Source organism: Psittacicella gerlachiana (assembly GCF_003585965.1).
Taxonomy (GTDB): Bacteria; Pseudomonadota; Gammaproteobacteria; order Enterobacterales; family Psittacicellaceae; genus Psittacicella; species Psittacicella gerlachiana.
The window spans coordinates 1-6,060 of record NZ_NRJF01000152.1; the positions used below are offsets into that span (position 1 = coordinate 1).

The window sequence follows — 6,060 nt, forward strand, 5'->3', positions numbered from 1 at the left end:
AACTAATCCTTATTACCATAATTCTTACCTTAAAGTTTCTTTGCTCTCTAACTTGAGAAGAAATTTCCTCTCTTAATCCCGCCTAATTGTAATACAAATTGTAAGAAATTTTATTCGTAGGCTTAACTATTTCATAAATCCTCATAAACTTCAAAAAATCCTCTTTCTTAGTTGATAAAAAAATTATTTTTGTTAAAATTCCTCTATTTTAATGCAAAACTAACCTTTTAGTTCCTTAGCAAGAATTATTTTTTCCGCAAACTTTTTTGCAATAAAATTCTTATTTATCCTTAATCATTCCCTTTAGGTAGGTATAAACTTTTTCGCAATACTAGAGATTTTTTTGTAATTTAGGAGTATAATAAAAAATAATTTTCTTATTAGGCAATGCAATACTACCTAAGAAGAAATGCGATACATTGAACTTAAGTGTTTTTACTTAAGTTATTTTGCTAATTGTTAGTTGGAGACTTCTTAGTCTCTAACTTTTTCTTTTTTCGTTTACATTTAAATGTAACAACCAGTTAGATCCTTAAAAATCTAGCTTAAATAAATCACTAACCTAATGCACCACCCAAGGTTAGTGTTCACATTAAATAACTTTCTTAAATTAACGAGCCTAAATAACTCACGGTTTAAAACACCACTTTAAACTGAGTTATAAACTTTTGGCTTGAAAACCTAGCGAGCTAAGACCTAACCAATCTTTAGCTCTCTATAAAGCAAAACAAATAATTTAGGAGGCATAATGCAAACTACCAACCTTATGCCAGTCCTCTTTGTAGGTCATGGCAGTCCCATGCATGCCATTAATGATAATGCATTCACCCAACAATGGCAAAAACTCGGAGAGCAAATCGGCAAACCTAAGGCGATTCTAGCCATCTCTGCCCATTGGTATACCTCACACACCGCAGTACAGGCTACTCCCGTACCCCAACAAATTTATGATATGTACGGTTTTCCGCAAGCTCTTTATGACAAAAAATATCCGGCAGTTGGGGACGCTCAACTTTCCATGCAAGTACTTAATTTACTTGCCGCACAAGGAATACAAATTGATAACTCTTGGGGAATCGATCATGGTATTTGGTCTATCCTTGTCCACATGTATCCGCAAGCTGATGTTCCGGTAGTGCAATTAAGTATTAACCAAAACCTTAGTCCGCAACAAATGTATGCTCTCGGACAACAATTGCAACCTCTACGTCAAGAAGGAATTTTAATTCTCACTTCAGGAAATATTGTCCATAATCTCCGCATGATGGTAAGTGATCGCAGTAATGAAGAATTACCTTGGGCAAAAGATTTTGATAATTGGATGCGAGATAAAGTCTTAGCTCGTGATCTTGAGACCATTTTAAACTACGAGCAGTATCCTTATGCAGATCTTGCAGCTCCGACTCCAGATCACATGGATCCGCTCTTTTATGCTCTCGGAGCAACTCGAGAACAAGATCAAGTTACGGTATTTAATGATGCTCGAGAACTTGGTTCTTTATCCATGACTAGTTTTATGTGGCATGAACACCCCTGAGTAAATAAACTTAAAACCAACTAAAAACTGCTAGCCCCCTCCACAAATGGAGGGGGCTATTAATTGCTAAAAACAATAAGCAAAGTTAAAGCACGACAATAAGCAAAATAAGGTTAATACAAAGCAAGCAAGCTTTAACCAGATCTTAACAAAACATCTCTGTTAAGCAAATAGTTATCCAAAAAACTAAAAGCAAAAAGCGACAAAGAATAGCTTTACTACTCTTTGTCGCTTTTTTACTTTATAAGCCAACCTTGTTTGTTTTTGCTTACATCTTTTAATTGCACACCTTTGGTTGTTGTGAACTTCTTACCTTTTGCTCTTAACTCTATTTGAGTTTTGAGGTTATAAGGATTTAAATTCTTTGCTAAGGATTTAAGTTAAATTATCCCAACTTGTGCCTCTTACTTTTTCCCTAATAACGCCAGCAGACTTTGGCTTACATCGGATAAGCCACGTAAGAGTTTACGATCACCATTAGCATAATTTAAGGCATAGTGTTTTACTGAAGTAATGCCGTTAATGCGATACATATTCTCTCTTAACACTTTAGCAATTGGCGAGCGTGAGATATATAAATGGTGTAAGCTCGAAAGGAACTCTTGCATTAAAGTATTATCTACAAAACGTTCACGGGCATAAGCGAGAGCTAAAGCTTCTAAACTCGTAAAACTAGGATCAGCAAAGAGGCGAGTTAAACACTGCACATCTTGTAACCCAAGATTTAATCCTTGTCCCGCTAAAGGTGAAACCGTATGAGCTGCATCCCCAAGGAGAATTACATTATTATGCCAATAGTGTTGAGCTCTTTGACGAGCTAAAGGGAAACTTGCCACTTGGGTAATGGTAAAATCGGTCCCTATTTTTTCAACCGGAAAATTAGCTAGCACTTGGTTTTTTAATTGGGTAAGAGGTAGTTTTTGGAGTTGTTCAATAGTATGGATTTGATCATACCAACAAAGTACTCCTTGTCCAGCATTTACGGGTAACCAAGCTTTAGGACCATGTTCATCTACTTGTTGCCAAGTTAAATGCGCATAGTCTCCAGTTACTTCCGGATTAGTTTCTACTTGGATTAACATGCATCGAGTTGGATAGCTATGAATGTCTACTCCAATTTTAGCTTGTTGACGCCAAAAAGAGTTAACGCCATCAGCTGCTAACACTAAATTTGTTTTTAGTTTTAAGCCATTCTTAAAGCTTAACAACCAAGACAGATGTTCAGCTTTTGGAGCATAGTCATTAGCAATCGAAAAGTCACGCAAAGCATATTGCTTTTGGGCTTGCTCTAACTCTACTTGGTTTAAGAAAATAAACTGTGAACCATAGCTTTGACAAGCAGTTAATAAGCCCTGTACTAAAGCCGAGTTCTCAACCATATACCCTAGCTTATCGAGATTTACTTCTGCAGCTGTAAACAAGGTCTCTTGTTCTTGCTCACCTACATGTAAACTAAGCTGATCATAAGGATTACAACGTAAAGCTTGAATCTGAGCCCAGCCACCAATAGTCTCTAAAAAACTCGCATTAACATGGTTAACGGCAAAGACTTTTAAATCTAATTTATCTTCTTGCCATGCAGTTAAGGCTTTAGGATCATGAAGAATAACTTGATAACCTAAATTTAAAAAAGCTAATGCTTGGGCAAGTCCGACACAGCCAGCACCCGCAATAAACACACTTTTGTTATTCGCAGTAGTTAGATTTTGTAAACCTAACTGACTCTCAGCACTTAAAGCACTTAAATCACCTAACTCTATAACTTGGAGATGGGTTTTTGGAGTTAAAAAATATGACATAATCTTAAGAAAAGATCTTCTAATTAAGAATAATTAATGTTTACCTCTCTTTTTCTGATAAAAAGAGAACTTTTTCTTGCTTCTGGGCAAAAAACTTTATTTTTTCTGATATAATTTTGCTCTGAAATCAAGAGATTTAAGAGCCTATTAAAAAACTGATCTCTGTTATTATACAGCCTCAGAAATTAAAACGAGGAAATTTATAACCGAGTTCTTAGCTCAAGAATTTACCTTTTTGCTCTAACTCTTGTCCCCGAATTTACTTACTTATTAAGTTTTTTTGTGTTTTTTCTAATCTAAGAAAAGCTTTTTAAGTTAAAATACAACTAGATAAAATCTTTAGCTGCAACTAGAGATTTTATAATTTTCGGTTAAGTGATCAAAAGCTTACGCTTTCGAAAAACCTCTTTCGTTTTTTCAGAAAGGTTAGCCCTCACTATGTTTTTGTCTAATCTATTGTTTTATTATCAAAAAAAATATGAGTAAAAAATTATACATAAAAACATGGGGTTGCCAAATGAATGAGTATGACTCAAACAAAATGGCAGATCTGTTACAAGCAACTCAAGGTATGGAGTTAACAGATATCCCTGAAGAAGCAGATGTCCTGCTATTAAATACTTGTTCAATTCGTGAAAAAGCACAAGAAAAAGTTTTCCACCAATTAGGTCGTTGGAAAAACATTAAAAAAGATCGTGATGTAATTATTGGTGTGGGTGGTTGTGTAGCTTCACAAGAAGGTGAGCATATTAAAGAGCGTGCTCCTTATGTAGACATTATTTTTGGACCACAAACAATCCACCGTTTACCAGAGATGATTACGCAAATTCATGCGGGAAATAAAAACGTTATTGACGTGAGTTTCCCGATGATTGAAAAATTTGATATGCTTCCAGAACCACGTGCTGAAGGTCCTACAGCTTATGTTTCAATTATGGAAGGCTGTAACAAATTCTGTTCTTTCTGCGTCGTACCTTATACTCGTGGAGAAGAAGTATCTCGTCCACTCGATGATGTTCTCTTTGAAATTGCAAGTCTTGCTCAACAAGGCGTACGTGAAGTAAATCTCCTTGGGCAAAACGTAAATGCTTATCGTGGTGAAAAAGCAGATGGCTCAATTTGTTCGTTTGCCGAATTACTACGTCTTGTAGCCTCAATTGATGGTATTGATCGTCTACGCTTTACTACTTCACACCCAATTGAGTTTACCGATGACATTATTGAAGTATATCGTGATACTCCAGAATTAGTGAGCTTCTTACACTTACCAGTACAATCTGGTTCTGATCGTATCCTCAACCTCATGCGTCGTAATCACACACGTTTAGAATATAAATTTATTATTCGTAAACTCCGTGAAGCCCGTCCTGATATTCAAATTTCTTCAGACTTTATTGTAGGTTATCCAAATGAAACCGATCAAGATTTTGAAGATACCATGAATCTTATTGCGGATGTAAACTTTGATATGTCATTTAGTTTTATCTATTCCGCACGTCCAGGTACTCCGGCTGCTGATTTAGAAGATAACGTATCAGAAGAAACCAAAAAACAACGTCTATACTTATTACAACAACGTATTAACCAACAAGCTATGGCTTATTCACGCCGTATGCTCGGAACAGTACAAAGAGTATTAGTTGAAGGTATTTCGAAGAAAAATATCATGGAACTTACTGGACGTACTGAAAACAACCGAGTGGTTAACTTTGCAGGTGAACCTGAATTAATCGGTACTTTTGTTGATATTGAAATTACCGATGTTTACGCAAACTCTTTACGTGGTAATGTTGTAGCACGTGAACATGAATTAGGTTTACGTAAAAATACTTCAGCTGCAGATATGATTTCTCGCACCGCTAAAGAAGATGAAAATGGTGTAGGTCACTGGCGTGCACAAGCGTAATTAAATAACTTTCCATTGGCACAAAATCTCGTGCAATTATGATAATTTGAAAGTCGGAGCAAACCTCCGGCTTTTTTTATTTCTACATTTTAAATGTGGGCTGAGTTCCAAAAGTTTTTACTACGCATGCCATCCTCAAGTTATATTAAATATCCTTATTTAACAGGTAAGCTACTTTACCCTAGCATTTTTCTTAAATAGGTATAACTTATCTGCGTCTACCCTCCTCATAAACTCTCTTTTCTTTCCTCTAGATCCCTTACCTATACTTAAATTTTCCTCCCTAATAACTTTTTCTCTAATTTATCAACTCTATAATCTCTTGTCTATGCTATAATATAGAACAGTTAGTTTTATAACTCTAATTTGACCTGAGTTATATTAGCTAATCTAAAATTTTTTCAAAAGATAATGTATATAGATTACTAGCCTTTCGATACCACAATTTGAAAGGCTATTTTTTTGATCAAATTTTTTGATTAAATTTGATCAACTTATCATAAGTAAATTTCAATCTAACATTTACAATTAAGTACTAATTTTTAGAACAAAAATAAATAAGCTTAAGAAGATTTTTAGGTACTTAGCTAATTTACATCTTAGAGAAAATAAATATTTGATTTTCCCTCCTTATCTTCACCCCTACTCTCCTCAAAAATCACATCATTTGCAATGCAAAAATTCTAAATAAACAATCATTTGTAACCTTAGTTCATAAAATTTTGGTCATAGCTCACACTTTAGCTAAATTCTCATTTTATTTTAGACCCCTAATCAGATAATTCCTCTATCATAAAAATATATTCTACATATAACTA

Annotated in this window: 3 protein-coding genes; 2 read left to right on the forward strand and 1 reads right to left on the reverse strand. The window is 34.8% G+C overall.

Annotated elements, in window-relative coordinates:
• Positions 1-748: 748 nt before the first annotated feature.
• The gene (ygiD, locus tag CKF59_RS05355) at positions 749-1,537 is read left to right on the forward strand and encodes a 4,5-DOPA-extradiol-dioxygenase (protein WP_222985611.1); all 789 of its coding nucleotides are present in this window, start codon (positions 749-751) and stop codon (positions 1,535-1,537) included.
• Positions 1,538-1,941: 404 nt separating this feature from the next.
• Here the strand turns inward: ygiD and CKF59_RS05360 are convergent, their stop codons facing one another.
• Positions 1,942-3,336: an FAD-dependent monooxygenase gene (locus CKF59_RS05360; RefSeq protein WP_119534936.1), complete on the reverse strand. Its 1,395-nt coding sequence runs from the start codon at positions 3,334-3,336 to the stop codon at positions 1,942-1,944.
• Between the two features lie 478 nt (positions 3,337-3,814).
• Here CKF59_RS05360 and miaB point away from each other — a divergent pair, with 478 nt between their 5' ends.
• Positions 3,815-5,242, forward strand: a complete 1,428-nt coding sequence (gene miaB / locus CKF59_RS05365; RefSeq protein WP_119534937.1) for a tRNA (N6-isopentenyl adenosine(37)-C2)-methylthiotransferase MiaB — start codon at positions 3,815-3,817, stop codon at positions 5,240-5,242.
• Positions 5,243-6,060 lie beyond the last annotated feature (818 nt).

What these genes read in the sequence shown, in the direction of transcription:
- ygiD (WP_222985611.1), top strand. Translation starts at nt 749, where the DNA reads ATGCAAACTACCAACCTTATGCCAGTCCTCTTTGTAGGTCATGGCAGT.
- CKF59_RS05360 (WP_119534936.1), bottom strand. Translation starts at nt 3,336, where the DNA reads ATGTCATATTTTTTAACTCCAAAAACCCATCTCCAAGTTATAGAGTTA.
- miaB (WP_119534937.1), top strand. Translation starts at nt 3,815, where the DNA reads ATGAGTAAAAAATTATACATAAAAACATGGGGTTGCCAAATGAATGAG.